Origin of the sequence: Marinifilum sp. D714 (assembly GCF_030851345.1) — a bacterium.
GTDB lineage: Bacteria > Bacteroidota > Bacteroidia > Bacteroidales > Marinifilaceae > Marinifilum.
The window spans coordinates 1-22,126 of the sequence record NZ_JALPNU010000005.1; the positions used below are offsets into that span (position 1 = coordinate 1).

Annotated in this window: 17 protein-coding genes; 2 read left to right on the top strand and 15 right to left on the bottom strand. The window is 36.7% G+C overall.

The window, feature by feature from the left end; genetic code table 11:
• Window positions 1-171 precede the first annotated feature (171 nt).
• Window positions 172-1,056: a hypothetical protein gene (locus M0051_RS06915; RefSeq protein ID WP_306740800.1), complete on the bottom strand. Its 885-nt coding sequence runs from the start codon at window positions 1,054-1,056 to the stop codon at window positions 172-174.
• Between the two features lie 677 nt (window positions 1,057-1,733).
• On the bottom strand, window positions 1,734-1,877 hold the full coding sequence (locus M0051_RS06920) for a hypothetical protein (RefSeq protein ID WP_306740801.1): 144 nt from the start codon (window positions 1,875-1,877) through the stop codon (window positions 1,734-1,736).
• 481 nt (window positions 1,878-2,358) lie between these two features.
• Here M0051_RS06920 and M0051_RS06925 point away from each other — a divergent pair, with 481 nt between their 5' ends.
• A complete protein-coding gene (locus M0051_RS06925; RefSeq protein ID WP_306740802.1) occupies window positions 2,359-2,997 on the top strand; it encodes a hypothetical protein in 639 nt (212 codons plus the stop codon).
• 460 nt (window positions 2,998-3,457) lie between these two features.
• On the opposite strand, the gene M0051_RS06930 is transcribed toward M0051_RS06925, so the two are convergent.
• Together M0051_RS06930 and M0051_RS06935 are read right to left on the bottom strand one after the other, a co-directional pair.
• Complete coding sequence (locus M0051_RS06930) at window positions 3,458-4,132, bottom strand: putative quinol monooxygenase (protein ID WP_306740803.1); 675 nt, start codon at window positions 4,130-4,132, stop codon at window positions 3,458-3,460.
• Between the two features lie 32 nt (window positions 4,133-4,164).
• Window positions 4,165-4,386, bottom strand: a complete 222-nt coding sequence (locus M0051_RS06935) for a hypothetical protein (RefSeq protein ID WP_306740804.1) — start codon at window positions 4,384-4,386, stop codon at window positions 4,165-4,167.
• A gap of 69 nt (window positions 4,387-4,455) precedes the next feature.
• Between M0051_RS06935 and yccS the strand changes: the two genes are divergently transcribed.
• Entirely contained in the window at window positions 4,456-6,603 is a 2,148-nt protein-coding gene (gene yccS, locus M0051_RS06940) for a YccS family putative transporter (protein ID WP_306740805.1), read from the top strand.
• 588 nt (window positions 6,604-7,191) lie between these two features.
• Here yccS and M0051_RS06945 read toward each other — a convergent pair.
• From M0051_RS06945 to M0051_RS06995, 11 genes are all read right to left on the bottom strand, one after another.
• Window positions 7,192-8,307: a PLP-dependent cysteine synthase family protein gene (locus M0051_RS06945; protein ID WP_306740806.1), complete on the bottom strand. Its 1,116-nt coding sequence runs from the start codon at window positions 8,305-8,307 to the stop codon at window positions 7,192-7,194.
• Window positions 8,308-8,503: 196 nt separating this feature from the next.
• Window positions 8,504-9,460, bottom strand: a complete 957-nt coding sequence (gene trxB / locus M0051_RS06950; RefSeq protein ID WP_306740807.1) for a thioredoxin-disulfide reductase — start codon at window positions 9,458-9,460, stop codon at window positions 8,504-8,506.
• A 51-nt stretch (window positions 9,461-9,511) separates the two neighbouring features.
• Window positions 9,512-10,792: a serine dehydratase subunit alpha family protein gene (locus M0051_RS06955; RefSeq protein ID WP_306740808.1), complete on the bottom strand. Its 1,281-nt coding sequence runs from the start codon at window positions 10,790-10,792 to the stop codon at window positions 9,512-9,514.
• Window positions 10,793-10,923: 131 nt separating this feature from the next.
• The gene (locus tag M0051_RS06960) at window positions 10,924-13,725 is read right to left on the bottom strand and encodes a pitrilysin family protein (RefSeq protein ID WP_306740809.1); all 2,802 of its coding nucleotides are present in this window, start codon (window positions 13,723-13,725) and stop codon (window positions 10,924-10,926) included.
• 376 nt (window positions 13,726-14,101) lie between these two features.
• Complete coding sequence (locus M0051_RS06965; RefSeq protein WP_306740810.1) at window positions 14,102-16,099, bottom strand: thioredoxin family protein; 1,998 nt, start codon at window positions 16,097-16,099, stop codon at window positions 14,102-14,104.
• Between the two features lie 471 nt (window positions 16,100-16,570).
• Entirely contained in the window at window positions 16,571-17,587 is a 1,017-nt protein-coding gene (locus M0051_RS06970; protein WP_306740811.1) for a 4Fe-4S binding protein, read from the bottom strand.
• Between the two features lie 16 nt (window positions 17,588-17,603).
• Entirely contained in the window at window positions 17,604-18,239 is a 636-nt protein-coding gene (locus M0051_RS06975; RefSeq protein ID WP_306740812.1) for a 4Fe-4S dicluster domain-containing protein, read from the bottom strand.
• Between the two features lie 8 nt (window positions 18,240-18,247).
• Window positions 18,248-19,186, bottom strand: coding sequence for a phosphate/phosphite/phosphonate ABC transporter substrate-binding protein (locus M0051_RS06980; protein ID WP_306740813.1), 939 nt, complete (start codon window positions 19,184-19,186; stop codon window positions 18,248-18,250).
• 523 nt (window positions 19,187-19,709) lie between these two features.
• On the bottom strand, window positions 19,710-20,183 hold the full coding sequence (locus M0051_RS06985; RefSeq protein WP_306740814.1) for a protein-disulfide reductase DsbD domain-containing protein: 474 nt from the start codon (window positions 20,181-20,183) through the stop codon (window positions 19,710-19,712).
• Window positions 20,184-20,391: 208 nt separating this feature from the next.
• Entirely contained in the window at window positions 20,392-20,910 is a 519-nt protein-coding gene (locus tag M0051_RS06990) for an SRPBCC family protein (RefSeq protein WP_306740815.1), read from the bottom strand.
• Between the two features lie 74 nt (window positions 20,911-20,984).
• Window positions 20,985-22,121 (bottom strand): TlpA disulfide reductase family protein, encoded by a 1,137-nt coding sequence (locus tag M0051_RS06995; RefSeq protein ID WP_306740816.1) that lies wholly within the window; start codon window positions 22,119-22,121, stop codon window positions 20,985-20,987.
• Window positions 22,122-22,126 lie beyond the last annotated feature (5 nt).

The following is a 22,126-nucleotide window of genomic DNA, read 5'->3' on the forward strand; positions in this document are numbered from 1 at the left end:
CTTTTTTTTCATGACTAAATAGTTTAATGAATAAATACTTAATCAAGTTACAACCTTATCTCTAAGCTACCGCTGTAGGCGGTTTTTGTTCAACGGCCAAGCTATGATGCGTTGGCCTGTGTTGCGCCTGCGGCAGGCCTATGCATTATAAGCCATTGTTAGCCATAGTATTTATTCAGTTTTTCCTGCATCTTCTTCTAATTCTGCCAAATATAGTTCATATTCATTACCACTATATTCATTATCTAGAACATACTCAGAAATCATTTCTTCGTCGAATTCTAATGAAATACTTGCTCTCGATGCATTTCCGACATAGCTTGAGTAGAAAGTAAACGATTTAGATTCGCCTGCTCTTAACATGTCGTGTGTTACATAACCATCATCTGATGTAATGACATTGCCATATCTGTCTTTATATTTAATTTCATATTTTACATTGGGTATGTTGAAAGTAGTATTATTTCGAACAATTCCTTTCCCTGATGCAGAATTGCCATACCCAGATTCCCAACTCCAATCAACCACGTTTACATTTTTCGTAAAATCAAGTAAATTTTCAATAGTATATTGATAAGCTAATAGTTGGGCGTTTATGAATTTCCTGTTCATCTGAATGTCGGTTGTGTCTGATTCTAATAAACAACCTGTGTTCCTTGCAAATTGATAAATCTCGTTTTCATTATGGTTGGTCATTCCTTTACTATCCAATATGGACAAATAGTTTCCTAACGAGTCAGGAGTAAGAAATAATTCAATTTCATTATTGTTTTTTTTGCCAAATCCATTTGTGAAGAAATTCGTTACTGAAATATTAATTGTTGAATCATTTAAAAAATCTGATTTTCTTATCAAGATTGAGTCAGACTTAAAATAACTATCAAAGGTTGATATTCCAGGATAGTATTTTTTCATTAATTCTGCATTTTCTTTATTAACTGAACTGAAAAAATTATTTACCGTTTCTTCGGATTGAATTAACTTTTCATTTTTTCCACAACTAATAAAGGTTAGTGTGATTAAACAGATTGATAAAATTCTCTTAATAGTTTTCATATTTGTAGGATTTAATATTATGGCTAACGTTGGGCTAACCCAACTTAGTTGGTTTATTTTGATTATATCATTTTGTTTATCTATTAAATTTGGGTGGCTAACCCAACCTTTAGGTAGAGTTATTAAAAATATCTATTGGATTTTTAAACTTAGATATCTTGTTTTTTGCAACATGAGTATAACGCTCTGTTGTTTTACTCAAACCATGGCCTAAAATATTATATATGTAACGTTAATCTTTTCCTTGTTCCAATCAAATCAACAACATCATTTTCATGTGTAATGAAAATCAAATTTATAAACAATCATTTTTAAAGCAAATATTTTACAGTAATAAATTTTAAGAGAATCTAATCTCCCTAATTACTAATGGTTCTTGTTTCGTCATTAAAGACTTAATTAATTTCGTCTTTCCTCCATTACACAAAACTCAAGACACTAGCTATCCGAAAAATTAAAACAATCTAAGGGAAGTTGGACAAGTACTTCATAAAACATTTTAAGTCCTACGAAACATTTATTAGAGCCAACGGACTTTAGAAACAGGTTTCCGGAACTTTCGTTATGCTTTTTTGAACTTCCGCGAAGGCCAAGGGAGCTTCCAAACAGCTTTTCTGAACTTCCGCCAGGCATTTTTTTAAGTACAGGGAACTTTTCCGAACACTGGTTATGCTGTTTTAAACTTCCGCTAGCTCTAACCATTTTTCCAGACAGCTTTTCCTAAACTCCAGAAGTCTTTTTTTAGCCTTCGAAAATCTGTTTTCAGAAGCCATTTTGTCTTTTTCAGAGAAAAAAAGCACTTGCCCAATGATTTTTTTCATGAACTTAATGAATTTACATCAATACACCACACTACACACACCTCCTATTTTTATTGAACTTGTAGAAGAATTTACCAACATCTGTATAAAACCATATCTAAATTCAAAAATTCTTCCTAAAATGGACATTCCTCTACTAAAAGTGTACATGTTATGTATTTATTGACATTTCCGCTATTCTTAAAAATTTAAACGAAGCAAAAACAGATTAATTACTGATAATTTTATTATCATATGTTTTTCGCAGAGTTTTAAAAAATATGTTTTTAAGCTCGGAAAAATGTTTTCCCCTTCTTTTTTAAAAATATTTCATGTGATTTTAATTTACTCTAAAGGCGGTTTTTACTGGTCTTACGAACCTTTTTTCATGATTAATGAAATTTTTTATGCGAAAAATATTGACATTTATAAAAATACATACCAATTTTATTAAACAAGAGTTAAGAAACAAAATATAAATCAAAAACCAAAAAACAATGTCATGACACAAGTCAAAGTAAACAGCGATTACATTTTTAAAGCTGAGGAGGATTTTAATTCCCAAGGCGAAAACCTCATTGCCAAGCTTCCTGTTTATCAAGAGGTCCTAGGTCTTTCTGCTGAAAGAGTTGCCGAAATTATAAAGGTACTTCAGGATGACAAGGCATTGAGCGAGAAGAAGAACATTATCAAAGCTCAATCGCGTTCTACCAACAAAGAGTATGAAATCAAACATCCTTCTTGCATAAGTGTAGTTCGTGACTTTAGAAAAGAATTGGTGAACAATCCAATTTGTACTCCTGCCATTCTTGAGGATTTGGGACTTAATCCTATTCAACGTATTATCGATACCGATACACAGCGACCTGAATTGGAAATTGACCTGGTATCGGGTGCTCCTCAAATTAAGTACAAAAAATCGGTATTTGATGGTATTCGTCTGTTCTGTAAAGTTAGCTATGGCGATGAAGTAAGAGAATACGAGGAAACCCTTACCCGCCATAATTGGCAAGATCCCAAAGCTCGTATGGATCCTAAAAAACCAGAAACCAGGAGTTATTACGCCTATTTCCTATACAAAGGACAAATTGTTGGGCAAAAATCAAATGTGGAAAGCATTACCCTGGAGGCACTAAAATAAAATATTTATCTGGCGATTAGGTGTTTTCGCTTCAAATGCCGAGAGGCTGTTCAAAAAGTAATATCTCTGCACATTCAACATATAAGCAGTAAACTTTACTTTTCGGACAGCCTCTTTTTGTCGTTTTCTTTATCCTTTGTAAATGACACACTAGTCAATCTCTTGCTAGTGCGAGCTATGCGTTTATTTTGGATTATTCCATCCTGTTAAAAACTCTCCTAAAACAGCGTCCAAAAAGACAATTATCACTACAATCGATACAATAATTCCTATGGCCTTTAGTATTTTCTTATTCATATAATAGGGGTTTCAAGTTTCTTCAGCTAGTACTCCTTCAAAATTACTAAAACATTTTACATATAAAGCAAACAAGTATATTTTTCTGTTAAATCTTATATAAGAAAGAATACCGATTCTGATTTTCAGAATCGGCATTCTTCAATTTTTAATCGACTCAAAGCTATTTCCCTATCCAGCTTCCCAAAGGTTCCAGTACTCTAAAAGTTCGCATACTTTGCATCATATCTGGCAGCATGTTTTTATAGACCTGCCGATATTCTTTTGCATTCAGGTGGTTCTTTTCAAAGGCCTCCATACTTGGTTCGTTCCACCTTTCATAAATGGTAAAGCGGGAAGGATCTTCTGCATCCTGATGCAGAAAAGTGCTTACGAAGGCGTCTTCTTCGGCCATTTTATTGAGTACCTGCAAAGCAGCTTTCTTCCAGTCCTCAAGCTTATCTGGTTTAATGTGGAAATTCACATAGAAGATCAAATCATTTTCCGATGGCTTTACAGTTGCACTTATCCAATAGGCCAATGGTTTTAACAGGTGAATCTTTCGGGGAGTTTCACTTATCTGGGGTAGTCGCTTCTCATATTCCTTTCGATAGGTTTTCCCTTCCATTTGATAGCTCATAAAAGCATCCTTCGAAGCATCCGTCCATCGTTCATACATGGAAAAACGCCCCTCACCTTCTGCATACTGGTGCACAAAAGCACTCACAAAACTATCTTCCTGAGTCATGTTTTTAACAACACCCATTAATCGTTCCTTAAACTCGTTTATAAATTCTGGCTTGATATGATATTTCACATAGAACACCAGGTCATTGGGATTAGCATATTCATCAGTCATCCTTGATTCTTTTTAATTGATTTTTGTTCTCATTAATTTACAACGATTTGAATCAAGGGGCAACTCAGATCGCTATTATTCTCACCTATCCATTCGATAAAAAAACAGCCTGCCATATCATTTAAGAAATCAGCGAGCAGGCTATCCAATCTATAAACCTGAGTTCGATGAATCGTATGCTTTGAAAAAGTTCCCATAGCGACAATATCTTCATTATTTTTTCTCGCAATCGATTGTAATCCTAACTTATTCAAAGACTTCTGAAATTTTAGATTTTATTACGAATCTGAGTTCGTATCTTTACAGCCTTAAAATTTCGATGCATGCAAAACAAATTAAGAGTTACGCGATTTCAAGGCAAACAATGGTACGAATTCTGGATACAGAACCTATGGCGATATCCCAACAGGTTGTTGGCCCTTAAGGCTGCCATTGCCATGGGGGCTTTGTTGATTCCCTTTGTGATTTTCGACATGGCTTTTATTGGGGTAACCTTGGCCTTGGGCGCATTGGCAGGTGCTTTATCCGAAACCGATGACCACCCTAAGGGAAGAATAAAAGCATTGCTGCTTACCATTCTTAGTTTTGTAATTTCCTCTGCTTCTGTCGAGATTTTATTGCCCTACCCCATTCTGTTTGGCATAGGCCTGGTAGGATCTACCATCACCTTTATTCTGGTTGGTGGCCTGGGTGAGCGATACCGGGGAATTACATTTGGAGCCCTGCTTGTAGCCATTTACACCATGTTGGGAGCCGAAATTTCTCCGAATTGGTATGCTCAAATCATTTTATTGCCAACAGGAGCACTTTGCTACGGATTATTGTCATTGGTATTGCTGTATTTGCATCCGGCACGATTGCTGGAGGAGCAATTGGCCGATGGTTTCGAGAATCTTTCTTTGTATCTAAAAGAGAAATCAAAATTATTTCCCAGCGATAAATCCATACAGAAAAAGACCAGGCAAAGACTGGCTTCTTTAAATGTTAAAGTAGTAAACTCCATAGGCAGATGTAAGAATGTATTGAACAGTTACAGCGATGCGATGAATGATGAGAATCCACTTCGTCCCTACCTTCACAAGTTTATTCTATTGCAAAGTCTTCACGAAAGAGCGGCTTCGAGTCATGAGCGTTACGATTTATTGAGTGCTGATGCAGACAACCGAGAGATTTTGGAAGGTTTAGGTCAGTTGATGCTGCAATTATCTCTTGCTGCACACGAAGTATCGAAAAGCCTATTGATGGGAACTGAATATCATCATCCTGTTTCCATAAAATGGACCATCAATGCCATTCAGGCTCAACTGAAAGCGATCAGGAAGAATGAGAACAAAAATGATTTGGGTTTGCTGCTGCAGAACCTTAATCAGTCGCATCTTTCCTTACAAAACATGAATTTTAACGTGGATTCCGGCTTATTGCCAAGAGTCGACAAGGATTCGAGTAGTTTGTGGAAACGCTTTACCAATCAGCTGAACTGGAATCATCCTAAATTCAAATATGCCATTCGATTGTCTACCTGTTTCCTTATCGGATATCTTTTGATGCTGGCTTTTGATATCGAAAAAGGTTATTGGATTTTATTGACCAGTCTGTTTGTGTGTCAGCCCAGCTATAGCGAAACCAGACAAAGGCTGTTTCAGAGAATTCTGGGAACCATAACAGGTGTGGTCCTTGGGGTTAGCATTGTTCAAATACTTCCTACCGTTGGAGGACAAGTGGTTCTGTTATTAATTGCCGCCTTTCTTTTCTTTGCGTGGCTGAAAAACAATTATGCAGTTTCGGTAATCTTTGTTACCATATTTGTGATTGCTGCTTTTAATCTGCTTGCCGATAAAGGAGTTGTAGTAATGATTCCCAGAATTATAGATACGGTAATTGGAGCACTTCTGTCCATTATCGTGGTTCGTTTCATGTGGCCCGATTGGCAATACAAACAACTTCCGAACCTACTGGCAACTGCCGTAGAAAAAAATCATACCTACTTTAATCAGATTTTAATGGAGCACAAAGCACCAAGTGAAGATGATTTGCTGACTTATAGAATATCAAGGTATCAAGCTCATCAGGCTGATAATGCGTTGTCCATGGCTTGGAGGGGAATGAAACTGGAGCCCAAACGCCATCAGAAAATGCAAAAAAGGGCTTTTTCCATTACCTACCTCAACCATGCATTGCTCTCCTATCTATCTGCTTTGGGTGCACACCGTAACATTCCTGATTACATGAACGAGGAATTGCAATTGATGTACCAGGAAGTGGAAAAAGAACTTCTAGTGGTAGCGGAATCATTGAGAAGAAATGATTCGAATTGTCCCTATGAAGATCTTGAGACTGTTCTTGAGAAATTGGGCAATACCCTGGAAAATACAGAAAGGGGAACACACCGACAAAAGTTGGTATTGCTATACAATATTGCAGAAGTAACACAGCAATTGGCACAAAAGGCATCTCAAATTGAAGTTGAATAAATATTTCACGCAAAGGATGCAAAGCATTAAAACAGAATAGAGCGCAAAGTATTATTGAAAATTCATGATTACATGAGTAATGAATGACAAAAACAGCCCTGACATCTGAAACCAAACAAATGTAGACATTAAAGTCCTCAGCAAAAGCAGATGACATATGAAATGCTTTGTGCAGAATAAATCAATTTGCCTTGGGTTTTAACCCAAGGATTTTAAGTTAAAACCCTGCAGAAAATGTGACATTCAAAAATTTGTTGGGCCCCATAGATGAAAAAGTCGTTAAGAACAGAATTCCATGAACGAGGTACGAGAGAATATTATTTTATTCACAGAATAATTATATCTATAAGGTGTTCATGAGCTCACTTCGTTCGGTTGTTTAGACTTTGAGTCGTAATGGGTAACGAAATTTTTGACGTCTAGATCTTTTGGATCTTTTATAGCAATGATAACCGAGCTTTGCGAGCTCATGAATGCCCGTGAAAATTATGTATGAATAAAAGAACAGCCCATCCGGCTTGAGGATAAATAAAAAAAGAAAACCTCTGTCTTTTAGGACAGAGGCTTAAGATATGGAAATTAGATTGATTAATTTCTTCTTGGACAATATGGCAATTTTACCATTTCGTAAGCGTCATGATAATTTCCTTCTACACAATCGGTAGGATCGCAACAAGTGTGACAAACTCGTTTGAACGCTCTGAATTTATGAAGCTCAACACCTGGAGCCATAAAGTCTTCTTTCACGGGTTCTTCGCGCATCAAATCTGTACTTAGGTATTTTTTGTTATCATCGGCAAATACAGTTACCACGACTGCATCAGCACCTAATTCCTCCTGAATTTTAAGTGCTCCCAAAAAGTTTGCTCCCGATGAAATCCCTATTCCGATTCCCAAAACAGAAGAAAGTTTTTGTGCCATAACAATTGCATCACCATCATCAACACTTACAATTTCATCCAGTTTACCCAACTCTACAATAGAAGGAATAAACTCATCGGAAATTCCCTGAATTCTATGCTTTCCAACTTTGTATCCAGTTGACATGGTAGGTGAGTTAGATGGTTCAAGAGGATGAATTTTAATTTCAGGATTCTGCTCTTTTAGGAATTTACCAACTCCCATCACAGTTCCTCCCGTTCCAACACCTGCAACAAATGCGTCAGGCACCAGATTTCTATATTTCAATTGCCACCACAATTCCTGAGCAGTTGTGTTGTAATGTGCTTCACAATTGTCCCAGTTGGAAAACTGACGTGGCAAAAAGGTATGCTCGTCTTCTTCGGCTAATTTGTTCGCCATTTCGATACTTCCAAGGAATCCACCCTCCACTTTGCTTACCAACTGAATGTCTGCACCGTAGCTTTTCATCAGGTTAATTCTTTCCTGACTCATCCAATCGGGCATATAAATGGTAACAGGATGTCCCATGGCACGACCAATTCCTGAGAATGCAATTCCTGTATTACCGCTGGTTGCCTCGATAATACGATCACCTTCTTTTAAAGCTCCGCTCTTATAGGCTTTTTGCAAAATATGAAATGCCATTCTATCCTTAATACTACCTGTCATGTTCAGGTATTCAGCCTTGGCATAAATGGTACGAGTTTTTCCTTTGTAAGTAAACTCTATCGCTAATAAAGGCGTATTTCCGATTAAACTGGAAATGCCTACAATTCTTTTGCTTAGGGGATTTGTAATCATTTTGTTAGGTTGTTATTTAACGAGAGCTCAATGTAAAAATCGATCTCACGTATAGTAGTTAAACATATTCAATCTTATAAGATCTCTTTATCCTTTATGTTTCTTAAAAAAGAGGCAAGCTCGTTTAACATGTCTGAATAAATTGGCGAGCTTGCCTGCTTTGCTGAAACTTACACTTAAATTATGAAAGACGGTATTAGTTCAATTCAGCTAAATATCTTTCAGCTTCCATAGCTGCCTGACATCCAGAAGCTGCAGAAGTAATTGCCTGACGATACACCGGATCCTGAACATCACCACAAGCAAATACACCTTTAACATTTGTTTTAGGAGTTCCTGCTTCAGTTAAAATGTATCCCTGATCGTCAGTTTTCACATATTTTGAGAAGACATCAGAGTTTGGATGGTGTCCAATTGCCAGGAAAAATCCATCAATAGCAATTTTCACTTCCTCTTCTTCAGGAGTACCAGCTTTTTTAATCAAAGTGCATCCTTCAACTCCCATATCTCCAGTTAATTCTTTGGTATTGTGTTCGAATAATATTTCGATATTTTCTGTTTTGAAAACTCTCTCCTGCATTGCTTTCGAAGCACGCAAATGATCCTTACGTACCACCAAATACACTTTGTTACAAAGTCCGGCAAGATATGATGCCTCTTCGCAAGCAGTATCACCACCACCCACTACGGCAACATCTTTTCCTCTATAGAAAAATCCATCACAAGTAGCACATGCCGAAACACCAGAACCTTTATATTTCTCTTCACTTTCAAGTCCTAAATACTTGGCAGTTGCTCCTGTTGCAATAATTACCGATTCAGCTTCTATTTCAGTTTTACCATCCACAGTTACTTTGTATGGTCTTTGCTCAAAATCAACATCAGTAACAATTCCCCAACGGCAATCACAACCAAATCTTTCAGCTTGCTTTTTTAGCTCTCCCATCATTACAGGACCACTAATTCCTTCCGGGTATCCAGGAAAGTTATCAATCTCAGTAGTTGTTGTTAACTGACCACCTGGTTGCAATCCTTCATAAACCACAGGGTTCAAATTCGCTCTGGAAGCATAAATACCAGCGGTATAACCCGCAGGGCCTGAACCAATAATCAAACACTTTACTTTTTCAATATTATTCTCTTTCACATCCATCTTAAATCAATATTTTATCACCTGAATTTGATTAAAATCCTTCAGGTTAGCTTATGATATCTTTTTCATTTTCTCCAACATGGTCTTTAGAATCACCTCATCGGTTACTTCCATTCCTTCATTGGCAAGACGTCCAATATTTCTAATTGTTGCTTCAACGTCATCATCAATAATACCATTCATTCCATTTAGCACATTGTGGTTCATTGCCAATAAAGAGGATTGAATTGCAGCACTAACACTTGCCGAAATCTTATGAGAACAACCGTATTTTGCACCATCGCAAATCATACCCGTTACACTACCAGTCATGTTTTTCAAGGTCATGCCCAGCTGTTGGAAATCTCCTCCCATAATGTAAGTAATTCCACATCCTGCACCAGCAGTAGAAAGCAACACTCCGCATAATGCCGACAATTGCCCTACAAATGATTTCATGTAAATTGTAGTTAGCAATGCCAAAGCCAAACCACGTAATAATTTTTCGTGCTCTACTTCCAATTCTTCCGCTGCAACCACTACAGGAAGGGTAACACTAATTCCCTGGTTACCACTACCACAATTCGACATCACCGGCATGGTACTACCTGCCATACGAGCATCAGAAGCAGCAGCAGTTAACATGATTGATCGGTTCATGACATCAGAAGACAATAAACCTTTCTTGATGTTCAACATCATCGATTTACCAACCTGAAGACCATAATTTCCTCTTAAGCCTTCCTCAGCAATCGATTTGTTCAATTTGATTCCTTTTTCGATGAAGCTGATCTCTGAAATATCTACCGTATTGATAAAATTGTAAATATTTTCAAAGCTCCATTGGGAGAAGTCTGTTCCTCCTTTATCACCGGAATCACGTGCATTGCTGTATATCACCTCTCCATTTCTTTCAACAGCTACAATATTTGTATGACGATCTTGAATAATTACTCTACCAGTATTGTCTCCATTGTGGCAAATACACTCAATGTACAATTTAGGTACATCATACTTTACATCAACTGAAACCTTTCCTTCATCGACAAAAGATTTTGCCATGTCCATAACATCCTCACTGATGCCATCCAATACTTCAAGTCCCGCTGTTGGATCACCACCTAAAGCACCTAATGCTCCGGCAATGGTTAATCCAACCATACCCGAACCAGGTATTCCTACGCCCATTCCATTTTTTAAAATGTTTCCACTTACAAAGAACTCTATGCGTTCTGGTTGTAATGTTAACACTTCGCGAGCTTTAGCTGCTGCATAAGCAACTGCTACCGGTTCTGTACATCCAAGAGCTGGAACGAATTCCTCCTTCAGCTTTTGCAAGAATACTTCTTTCATTAGTTAGAGATAAAATTAAATGTTTGTTGTTTTTTTGGGTGGTTAATTGTTGTTAGATGAAAGAACGGACCGGCCGGCCCCTTACCTCCGACCGATCCAAAACTAAACCAAAACAGACTATTGATTTTGTTTTACGATTTCTTAGGGTTCATCACTACCTCTACAGAATCGTATTTCCTAAATAATTTTTTAGCAAATTCTTTTACTTTCTTAGCACTAATACTATTTACAAGATTATTGTAAGATTCAGTATCAGTAATAGGTTCATTGTTCATTAATGATCCCTGAATTACACTTAACCAGAAACTGTTTTCTTTTACTGCTTCAGCTCTGTTCTTAATGTAATTTTTCTTGATTTCTTCAAGATCAGTTTCATTAACTGTTTTTACAATGGCATCAATTTCCTGATATACCAATTCTCTTAATCTTTCTTGCTTTTCAGGACCACAATCGAAACTGATTGTGATACCAACATTTTCGTATGGACGCTTGCTGATTGATGGACGAACGCTAACACCGTAAGTTCCACCTTCTTGCTCACGTATGGTTTCCATATATCTTTTCGAAAGTAATTCTGCAACAACTCTTGCATACATTCTTGTTTCAAGATTGTATTTCATTTCATTTTTAACTGAAAGGAATACTGTTGTTTTTGGTACTTGCATTTCTCTTTCAAAAATATTTTGAGATTTTCCTTCTGCCATACGCACTTTTCTGTCAACCCAGTTTTCCTTGCGATTCTCAGAAGAAATGCTTCCAATGTATTTGCGGATTAAAGGCAAATGCTTTTCCTCATCGATATTACCTACAAACAGGAAGGTAAAGTCGCTTGCATCTTTAAATCTGTCCAAATAAATTTTCTTGGCCTTTTCAAAATCGATATTATTAACGAACTCTTCATTGAACATCAATGCACGTTCGTGGTGGTTAGCCATCATCTGTCCAATTGTATCCTTCAATGCTTTGCCATTGTCAGCTTTCACATTTTGAAGATTGTTCTTAATTGCTCCCATTTGTGCCTGGAATACATTTTCATCGAATCTTGGATGCTCGAAATACTGATACAATAACTGTAACATGGTTTCGAAATCCTTTGGAGAAGCTGATCCCGAGAATGTTTCAGTATATGAACCCAATGCGGGTTGCACACCTGCAATCTTACCTGTCAATTTCTTTCTTAACTGAATGGCATTGAATTCTCCTACTCCTGAAATTTTTGCTAACATGGTTGCAACATCTCCAGACTCTAAATCTTCTCTTTCAAGTAGTGAACTACCACCAAAGCTATATGAGCTAAATAAAATTTCATCCTTGCTGTAATCAGTAGGAAGAACAACTACACGAGCACCATTCTCTAATGTATATAATTTCGCATCTGTCCCTTTTACAACTGATTCCGAAGCAAATTTCTTGTCTGTTAATTCATCAGTAACAAGCGGAGCATCACCTGTTTCATCCGCATAAGCTTCAATATTTGAAGTCATTACTTTTTTAACCGATGCAAATAACTCCTCTTTTGTAGGGTATTTGATTTCTTCTTTATCTGGACCGCTCAAAGCAAAAACACTGTTGTTGATATTTCCATAGTTTTTCAACATTGAGTTTACCTCCATTAAGGTAATAGATGGAATCGTTTTTTCTCCAAATTCCACTTCCCATTCTACTGAAGGAGCAGGATTAGCACTTAAATAATGCTTCTGGAAAGTTTTTGCCCAATCTTCGTTTGAAATTTTATCTTTTCCTTGCAGATATGATTCATAACTTCTCAAGAACGAAGTTTTTACTCTTTCCAATTCTGTCTCTGTAAATCCAAAGCGTTGAACTCTGGCAAATTCAGTCATGAATGTTTCGAATGCTTCAATTTCTTTGTTCTCTTTTGGTGAAACACCAATGTAGTTTGCTTCTTTGGTACGACACATTCCGAAATTGCCAACGCTCATTCCCACAGCAGGACATGCTGGATTTTGCATCAACTCTTTCAAGCGGTTGTTGAACATGGTATTGAACATTCCCTGAACCAAACTCTCACGCATATAATTTTCATCACGTGTAGTATAAGCTGGCTTACGGAAAATCCAGTTGATAGAAACTGATTTAGCTTCCTTATCTTTCGCCAATACATATTGAGGTTCTTTGCTATCTTCTACCTGATAGTATACTCTTTCAGCAGCACTTTTAGGCATTGGAATTTTTGAGAAAAGAGACTTTACTTTTGCTTCAATTTTCTCCACATCAAAATCACCAACTACCACTACAGCCTGGTTATCCGGACGGTACCATTTCTTGTAGTAATCGCGCAATTGCTTGTGCTCAAAGTTATCGATTACATTCAAGTCTCCAATTACATCACGTTTAGCGTACTGCGAGTGATTGTACATTACCGGTCTGGTTTGAGAGCTGATACGAAAACGAGAATTTCTTCTGGTTCTCCACTCTTCATGAATTACACCTCTTTCCGATTCAATTTCTTCTGCTTCCAATAACAAGCCACCCGACCAATCGTGAAGGACAAGTAAAGCGGAATCCAATAAGTTATCGTTACCTGTAGGAAGGTTACTGATGTTGTATACTGTCTCATCCTGAGCTGTATAAGCATTGATATCTCTACCAAACTTGATACCGTTCTTCTCAAGATAATTCAACATGTTTTTCCCTGGGAAGTTTTTAAGACCATTAAAAGCCATGTGCTCCAAAAAGTGAGCCAATCCATTTTGTGCATCTTCTTCTAAAATTGCACCTACATTTTGCACGAAATAAAGACTTGCTCTGTCTTTTGGCTCTTCATTGTGCATCACATAATAGGTCATTCCATTAGAAAGCTTACCATGCTTTACCTTAGGATTCAACGGAATTGTTGTAGTATTTTGAGCCTGGCTAAAATTACCAGAGAACAAAATCACACTCATTACGAGTAAGGTTAAGAATTTCTTCATTTTGTTGTTTTTTTAGTTTTTCTCAAAATCATTCCGAGAGTTCTGCCCGTCCGAGACAACAATCTTAAATGAGCATGCAAAAGTAGCATTATCTCAATTTAAAACGGTTTTTTGGTAATTGGTTTTCTAATGATAAAAGGGTGTGAGCAGGGAGTTTATAGATCAGATATTGGGGTAAAGTTCTTTACTGCCCTGCCCATAACCACTAACTAGTATTTGTTGTTGTAAATTTTGATTTTGATAGCCTTAGTTTTGTATAGACCTGATAACAGGAGGAGATTTCCTCCTATTATCAAAATCTATTCTTACTAACCATGTTTTCATTGACTATATGAAAACTTCACTAACTAATCTAAACTATCTTTATATAATAGCTCTATTTAACGGTCTGAGCTGTTACTTTTTTTTTAAAATTCTCCTTTCCTTCATCAAGGAATTTTACAAATTTATTTACATCTAAATCGTAAGCTGTTGGTGTTGTTAAATCATTACCTTCTCCATCAAGAAGTACGTAATATGGCTGAGCATTTACATTATACTTACGAATTTGAAGATCTGCATTTTGCTTACCAATGGTTTTCTTTTTCTTTCCATCGTATTCAGACACATACCATTCTTCTTCTGGTAATTTCTTCTTATCGTCTACGTACAGAGCAACTATAATAAAATCTTCCTGTAATCTTTTTAATACTGCAGGATCGGACCATACATTGGCCTCCATTTCACGACAGTTTACACAACCGTGCCCAGTGAAATCTACGAAAATTGGCTTTCCTTCACGTTTTGATGCTTCCAGTGCTTCTTCATAATCGAAGTAACCTTCCAATCCATGAGGCAAATGTAAAAAGTCAGAGTATTTTGCCTTATGAGTTGCTTTATGAACTGGCCCTGCACCTCCTCCTGCATTATCGCGTACAATTTGACTTAGGTTAAAGTCGTGTGTAGCTTGAGGTGGGGTAAAACCTGATAACATTTTCAATGGAGCTCCAAACATACCTGGAATCATATACACAACGAATGAGAATGAAGCAATTGCCAACATCAATCGAGGTACGCTGATACTTTTCAATGGGCTATCGTGAGCAAACATTAGTTTTCCTAACAAATAGAAACCTAATAATGTAAAGATTACAATCCAGATTGCGATATATACTTCTCTGTCCAAAATTCCCCAGTGATAAGTTTGATCGGCAACACTTAAGAATTTTAAACCCAATGCCAATTCCAAGAAACCTAACACAACTTTTACAGAGTTCAACCATCCACCTGATTTAGGAAGATTGTTCAACCATCCTGGGAAAATTGCAAACAATGTAAATGGCAATGCAAATGCCAATGAGAATCCTAACATACCAACAATTGGCATCAATACTTCACCACCTGCTGATGCTACAAGAATTGAACCTACAATTGGACCTGTACATGAGAACGATACAAGTACCAAAGTAAATGCCATAAAGAAAGATCCCATGAAACCACCTTTATCCTCATTCGCCACTGATTTGTTCACTATCCAACTTGGCATCGTAATTTCAAACATTCCAAAGAATGAGAATGCAAAAATCACAAATATCAAGAAGAACAAAATATTAGGAACCCAGTGAGTACTTAGGAAGTTCGCAAAATCAGGTCCCATTACTACTGCCAGAATTGTTCCAATTACAGTGTAAATTGCAATAATAGAGAAACCATAGAAGAAAGCATTCATTCTTCCTTTTGCTTTATTGCCACCACCTGAGTGCATAAAATAACTCACTGTCATAGGAATCATTGGGAATACACATGGAGTAACAATCGCAAGCAATCCACCTACAAAAGCTGCAATAAAAATTGCCCATAAGCCTTTTTTGCTTTCTTTATCATTGGTATCTGAAGAAGCATCTGCTACGACAGCTTTCTCCTTTGCTTCCCCAATTTTCAAATCAAACTCGTCATCCCCCATTACACATTGTCCGGTTTCATCGGAACAAGTCTGGAATTCGAAAGTACCGGCAACATGAAGCGGCAATTCTTTTACCTTAATGGTTTGACGCATTTCTCCTTCATTTTCGAAGTAGCTTACTTCTCCCTCCCAAACTTCGTCGTACTTTTTGTGAGAGTTGATCGGCTTTACTTCTCCTACTCTTTCGTAACTTGAATTCTCTGCGAATTCGAAAGTGATCAAGATCGGACCTAAATCCGCATCGAAATCGTTGGAGTAAACATGCCAGGTTTTGTCAATCGTTGCTTTAAAAACAACATCTAATTCGTCTCCTACTTTTACATCTTTTTTAGAAAACTCTACTTTCCACTTTGTAGGCTCTATCATCTGCCCGAAAGAAAGTCCGCTAAAAACCATCATTAAAATGGCTAGAATTGTAATTTTACCTTTCATCTGTTTCTTTTTAGTCTTAACTGATTGCAACCTTATTTTTATCAGATTCCAACCTGTTGGGTTGATTAGTTGATTATTTTTTGATTTAACCTTCGCTTTAGAGACAAGCAAAATCCCTAATTGGGTGAACGAAATAAGTAAAAAATATCGTTAATTAACGTTAATAATTAGCACATTAGCAGGCATCTAGAAAACAATCAATTATTTATATTGTTTATTTTAAAATCTCTAAACTCGCTGATTATCTAGAGCTAGGAATTTCAATTACAATCCAGATTAGATAAAAATTGACTGTGAAAAAAAAATGATTTTTTTTTACTTTTTTTTCACTGATTGTAGTTTTAATGCCATTATTACTTAAAAATTGTAAATAGTTAGCCCATTTGAAGTTTCAAACTGATGTCATTTTATTGCCCGATACAAAAAAACCATCCCGAAGGATGGTCATATATTTTATCGTGGTACTTTGTTCTAAAAAGCATCTTTCTTACATGCATCATTACATTTGTTACACTGTACACAGTCGTAATTCGAAACGTAAGAATACTTGTTCTTTCTATCAATAACAATTGCTTGCGTTGGACATGCCTTTTCGCACATACCACAATACACACAATTATCGTCTTTTATTTTTCTTGGTTTAAATGAAAAGAATGAAACCACTCCCAACAATACTCCATAAGGACATAAGAAACGACAGAATGGACGCGGCACCCAATATCCCAAAACAAGAATTGCAATCAGGTACAACCAGGTTCCAATGCCAAAAGCCAACAAAAACTTAGGTTCCATAGGATGTCCCAAGATAAATGCCAGTCCTTGTTCAAACCAGGTTTGTCCTGTAAAGAACAATACCTTATAGGGCTCCACCTCGCAAACAAAAAAACATGCACTCTGAATTGCAAAATAAACTGTTGCAATTAACATGATTGCCGGTACTACTTTTAGTGCGTTATTCAGTTTTTTAGGCAACTTGATTGTCTTTTTAGACTTTTGTACCATATGCTGAACTGCTCCCAGTGGACATCCTGATGTACAAAATACACGACCGATAATTAGTGCAATGATTAAGGGAAGCATAAAAATGATCAGACTTGCCAAACCAACTTCGGCTGGAGTAATCAATCCCATTGTAGTATTTGAAATGGCACCAACCGGACAAACACAACCTCCACGTATAAACCCCAGGTAAGCAAATGTAACAATAGCCATTACAGTCATTGCTTTTTGTGATTTCTTTCTCCAAACCAAGAAAACACCTATTAAAAGCAATAATAATAGCACGCCCAAATCTACAAACACCATGTATTCCGGCGTTGGAAAATATTCCTTCGGAATGTAATTGTCTTTAAACTCTCGAATGTTACCTCTACTTAAATCATCAACACTATGACAATCCTGCTCCTGAGGAGTAGGCAAAGCCATACTTGTATTTACTGAAGCCACTAAAGAAACCAGAGCAAATGCAATAACGATAATTACTCTCATATTTAATTTAAATCTTTTAAGCTCCATATTCATTCATATCATATTCACCGTACTCCAACTCGTAAATTCCTTTAAAATCGTCTTCTGGCCCGATGTACAAACGATCAATTGCATCCTCAGGACAAATTCTAGCGATGTCGCATGCATTACAGTTCAAACACAAATCTGGACGAATAATCAAAAACATCGATTTTGTTCCTTTATCCGTACAGGCTTCTGCACATTTACCACATCCTGTACATTTATCATGATCGATATCGTAAATAAAGTAACCATCCTTACCGCCAGAGAAATTCTTACGAGTTACCGCATCATACGGACAAACTCTTTCTCCGTCGCTCATGATCTTCTCTGATGCAATTTGCTTGTTTTTAATGTGGCCATAGCAAACTACACAACAAGAACATTTTTTCTGATCGTTAACTGCCTTTACCGCCGAAGGTGTGCGTACACATCCTGTTTCGCATTTACCACAATTGGTACATTTGTCTGGATCTATCTGCCAAACATATCTTGAACGTGGACCTGCGGTTTCTTCATTTAAATGCTGACCTACAATTCGGTAAGCTATCCCTCCAAGTGCAAGAGCACAAGTGGCCTGACCAGCTTTACGCAAAAAGCTACGTCTGTCCCAATTCTTCTTTTCAGTCATATTAATAGTTAGTTTTGTGCTATCGGTTTTTTATATGGATTTGGGATCCATGATGCAGGTTTTACAAATCCTGCACTTAACATTCCTTCCGGAGTTTTATCTTTTGATAAAGCCAATAAAGCTGCCTGAAAACGCATTGCATCTTCTTTCGAGATTTTCTTACGATCAATGATAACAGAACACAATGGCACTTTTTCGGTTTCTCCAATCACCCTAAAATCATCTTCGCTGGCAACATCAACAGCACAACTTGCCGACATCACATAATCAGATACAATAGCTACTTCTGCTTTTCTATCCATTAGCTCGTTAATGCTTTCCAAACAGCTCGCTTTGTAGTAGATTTTTCCAGGTTTGATATTCATACTATCCAATTGATGTAAAGGAGCATGGTATTTTTCATATGCATCTTCCTGACCTGCAACCAATGTTCTTCCATTGATATCGGCCATGGTTTTAATATCTGAATCTTTTCTCACCAAGTATACACCTTTTAGCCATTGGTTATCGTACACATCAAGAATATCAGCCACTCTCTCATAACGAAGGTGATTCTCTTTCATTAGCATGAAAGCATTCCATGGTTTTGTAATTACTCCATCATGAGTTTTCGCTCTTAACTGATCTTCCATCATGTAAGGCTCCATATAATAGGTAATCTGCAAATCAATATTAAATTGTTCCATCAATTGCTTTTGCAATTCTTCATATTCTCTTGCTGCAATATCGTGAATACAAGCACATGCCGTTTTCTTACAATATGTATCGTTTAACGCAAGATTAATGGTTAATACCTCTTCATTAGAAGATGGCTCACCACAACAAGGCATAAATGCTGTTTCCTCAAACCCTTCATCTTTTTTCTCTTCCTTCTTAGGTTTCTCGTTACACGATGCAAACACACTGACCAACAATGCAATTGCAGATAATTTAATTAGTGATTTCATGTTATTTAACTTTTATATACTACATCGGATTCCCCTATCACCTGTTTTCATTCAACAGATCAAAATCCCTATACTGTTAATTTAATATTGATCAAACTTATAAAAAAAGGAACACTTTTTTGTCTAGGAAATTTAATCACCCACTTTAAGTATTTGCCTAAATGACACTATTCCTTTAAAAATGGATGAATTGAAATTGCATTTTCTTTATTATTCATAACTCCTCTAAATAACAAACCTCTTCTCGGGTCAATAATGATCCATTTTTCTGCAATTATAACAGCATTACCTAATAGTTTAAGGTATATACTTAAAAATAAGCCCTCTTTTAACCTTAATTAACCAGCAAGCAACATTATAGTTGAAATCAGGTCTTTTTTTTCACCTTATTTAACCTAGGTTCGTTGATACCATAGCACTAGAATAAAAAACTCCTGCCTCAGTAGAAGCAGGAGTAATTCTTAATAGATATAAAAAAAGACTGCCTAAAAAGACAGTCTTTCACTCGAAATATAAACTTGATTTACTTGGCAGGATAATTCAAATCAAACTCATCATCCCCCATAACACATTGTCCTGTTTGGTCTGAACATGTTTGGAAATCAAAAGTTCCCTCAACATGCAATGGTAAACTCTTTACCTTAATTTTCTGACGCATTTCTGCAGTATCTTCGAAATAACTTACATCACCTTCCCAGATTTTGTCATATTTCTTATGAGCATTAATAGGTTTTACCTTTCCAATACGCTCGTAACTTGCGTGATTTTCAAAATCAAATTCGATTAAGATTGGGCCTAAATCCGGATCAAAATCATTTGAATACACATGCCAGCTTTTATCAATCTTAGCCTTAAAAACCACTTCGATTACATCACCTACTTTAATGTCCTTTTTAGATAACTCAACAGTCCATTTTGCTGGTGTTAAAATTTGAGCAAATGAACCAGTTGACACACTTAACACTAGTACTAGCAGTACTGCAATTTTACTTTTCATATCCTTATTTTTTACTTGTAAAAGAGTTCGTCTCTTTAATATTAATGTTTATTCTTTCTGCATTTAAGACAATAATATTACTAAATAGGGTGAAACTAAGCTGCATTTTTTAAGCTTAATTAACCTTTCTATGTTTCTGCAAATAAAAAGCCACCTCAATTGAGACGGCTTTCACTATTCTTTAATTTCACACAAAAATCGATACCAATTACTTGTTGTAATAGTTTTGAATCCCCTTTAAAGTTATTGAAAGCTCTTTCCCAATTGCTTTGTAAGTTTTGGTCTTAGCAGCTCCTTTATTCACCTTGAAATAGCATTCCAATCTCAACTTAGTTTTCGATTTGCCTGATGATTCGATGTAGTAATTCACTATATAGTATTCTACAGGATACTGAGAATCTTCTGACTTAAAACAAATCCGTTTAGCAGCTTTTGAAAAAACCGTTACTTCTTCCCCTCTTTCTGTTCCATCAGTCATTTTTACCAAGCGATATGCTTCGTAACCGTCTCCCTCTTTCTCTACAGACTTTACAAATTCTGAATTGTATTCATCTACCTTATCCAAGACTGAAATTAACCTCCATACTTCATCTGGGCTGGCACTAACAACTCCTTCTCGCTGAAGTGTTGGCGGAAGTTTCTTTGCTGCTGTCATTGCTCTTTGAGCCAGCGATGTTCCGGTAGTTATTACCAATACGGCAACTAATAAAATCAAATATCTTTTCATCTATCTATAAAATTTAATAACCGTCCCAATTACCAGAAAGGCAATTGGGACATTCCCTATGATATACTATACTCCTAGTGAAAAATGGTTTCTAACAGTTTTTCCAGTTTCTCTCCTCTTAGATTCTTTCCTACAATCTTACCTTCTTTGTCAAGGAGTACAATGAATGGAATCCCAGAGAATTGGTATTCTTTCATAATATCCTTACCTGCCTTAGGAGCTTGCACCTGTGGCCAAGGCATTTTCTCTTTACGCATGGCGTTCATCCAGGCATTCTTGCTCTGATCAATAGAAACACTCAACATTTCCAATCCCTTGTCGTGATATTTCTCATACTCTTTTTTCAAGTGAGGAATCTCCTGACGACATGGACCACACCAAGAAGCCCAGAAGTCAATCAATACATACTTACCACGGAAATCCTTCGGTCCATAATTCTTGTCCCCATTCTTGGTTGGGAATGAGAAGTCAGGAGCAACCTTACCTTCCATCATTCTTTCTCTGGCAGCCTTTGCTTCCGCCATTTCTCTTTTCACATCTAGCAATGGCTGGTAATTAGGATTTTTAGCTTCCAAAGTCTTAAGAATGTTAGCAATCAATTCTGCGTCTTTGGTTTCATTCAAAATTGGAAGAACTGAAAGAATTGAATTGCGATCTGCATAATGCTGAGCCACATAAAGAGTTCGTTCTCTTCTGTCGTCAAAAACAAGGTTGTACTTATTTGCAGACATTTCTTTCCATTCCTCGCAATCAGATTTCGATGCAGCATAGATCTCTTTCCCTGCAGCAATCATGTTCTGATATGCTCGGTAACCATTGTAAGCGATTAAATTCATCACCTCATTATTTGGTCCACCCTTTACATATACATATGGTGGGTTCTTGATCTTGATTTTTGCAGTGTCCTGACCACGGAAATCGATCTCTAAATCCTCGCCCTCGGCCCAAAACTGAACCGATTGCCACTTTTGACAATCCAAAGTATAAACCCCAGGCTTATCTACCTTCATTTTGAACTCGTAGGTATTGTCATCCTTCAGCTCCACTGAGTCAATGACTTCTTTCTCAAACCCATTTCTTTTAATGATCTGCATTTTGAAACGGTCGTCAGGAAATTTTACTTTTCCCTTAATTGTGATTTCATTGTTTGAAGGTTGTTGTGCACAACCAAATAGTATTACACTTATAAGTGCGATTAATATTGTTCTCATTTTTA

Coding starts and splice junctions, on each gene's coding strand:
- M0051_RS06945 (WP_306740806.1), bottom strand. CDS start 8,307: ATGATTACAAATCCCCTAAGCAAAAGAATTGTAGGCATTTCCAGTTTA.
- yccS (WP_306740805.1), top strand. CDS start 4,456: ATGCAAAACAAATTAAGAGTTACGCGATTTCAAGGCAAACAATGGTAC.
- M0051_RS06930 (WP_306740803.1), bottom strand. CDS start 4,132: ATGACTGATGAATATGCTAATCCCAATGACCTGGTGTTCTATGTGAAA.
- M0051_RS06970 (WP_306740811.1), bottom strand. CDS start 17,587: ATGAGAGTAATTATCGTTATTGCATTTGCTCTGGTTTCTTTAGTGGCT.
- M0051_RS06960 (WP_306740809.1), bottom strand. CDS start 13,725: ATGAAGAAATTCTTAACCTTACTCGTAATGAGTGTGATTTTGTTCTCT.
- M0051_RS06920 (WP_306740801.1), bottom strand. CDS start 1,877: ATGAAAAAAATCATTGGGCAAGTGCTTTTTTTCTCTGAAAAAGACAAA.
- M0051_RS06990 (WP_306740815.1), bottom strand. CDS start 20,910: ATGAAAAGATATTTGATTTTATTAGTTGCCGTATTGGTAATAACTACC.
- M0051_RS06995 (WP_306740816.1), bottom strand. CDS start 22,121: ATGAGAACAATATTAATCGCACTTATAAGTGTAATACTATTTGGTTGT.
- M0051_RS06980 (WP_306740813.1), bottom strand. CDS start 19,186: ATGAAATCACTAATTAAATTATCTGCAATTGCATTGTTGGTCAGTGTG.
- M0051_RS06915 (WP_306740800.1), bottom strand. CDS start 1,056: ATGAAAACTATTAAGAGAATTTTATCAATCTGTTTAATCACACTAACC.
- M0051_RS06955 (WP_306740808.1), bottom strand. CDS start 10,792: ATGAAAGAAGTATTCTTGCAAAAGCTGAAGGAGGAATTCGTTCCAGCT.
- M0051_RS06965 (WP_306740810.1), bottom strand. CDS start 16,099: ATGAAAGGTAAAATTACAATTCTAGCCATTTTAATGATGGTTTTTAGC.
- M0051_RS06985 (WP_306740814.1), bottom strand. CDS start 20,183: ATGAAAAGTAAAATTGCAGTACTGCTAGTACTAGTGTTAAGTGTGTCA.
- M0051_RS06925 (WP_306740802.1), top strand. CDS start 2,359: ATGACACAAGTCAAAGTAAACAGCGATTACATTTTTAAAGCTGAGGAG.
- M0051_RS06975 (WP_306740812.1), bottom strand. CDS start 18,239: ATGACTGAAAAGAAGAATTGGGACAGACGTAGCTTTTTGCGTAAAGCT.
- trxB (WP_306740807.1), bottom strand. CDS start 9,460: ATGGATGTGAAAGAGAATAATATTGAAAAAGTAAAGTGTTTGATTATT.